Raw genomic sequence first — 341 nt, 5'->3', positions numbered from 1 at the left:
GATCCCATCCCGAACTCGGAAGTGAAACGCAGCTGCGCCGATGGTAGTGTGGCCTAAGCCATGCGAGAGTAGGTCATCGCCAGGGTTTTTACCCCGAAAACCCCGCTGCTCACGCAGCGGGGTTTTCCTTTTTATGTAAGCACATGCTTTTTATGCACTTACAGCAACATCTTCGAGAAGAACTTCAAGTTATCCTCACAAGGTGTTGACAGATACGAAAAGCCTGACATAATAGGCGGCTCGCTTCGACGAAAAGACCTTCGGGTCGCACGACGAAGCAGCATCGGCAACAACGTTTCACTTCGGTGAAACGGCCTTGAAAAAAGGTGTTGACGAGGCGG

Annotated in this window: 1 rRNA gene; it reads left to right on the top strand. The window is 51.3% G+C overall.

Features of this window, described 5'->3' with window-relative positions:
* Positions 1-85: ribosomal RNA gene (gene rrf / locus NJD74_RS19655) — 5S ribosomal RNA — on the top strand; the annotation flags it as partial.
* Between the last annotated feature and the right edge of the window lie 256 nt (positions 86-341).

Source organism: Stenotrophomonas sp. RG-453, from assembly GCF_033843685.1.
GTDB classification, from domain to species: domain Bacteria; phylum Pseudomonadota; class Gammaproteobacteria; order Xanthomonadales; family Xanthomonadaceae; genus Stenotrophomonas; species Stenotrophomonas bentonitica_A.
Note: the sequence above shows the minus strand (reverse complement) of the source record. Positions and strands in the feature narration are given on the sequence as shown.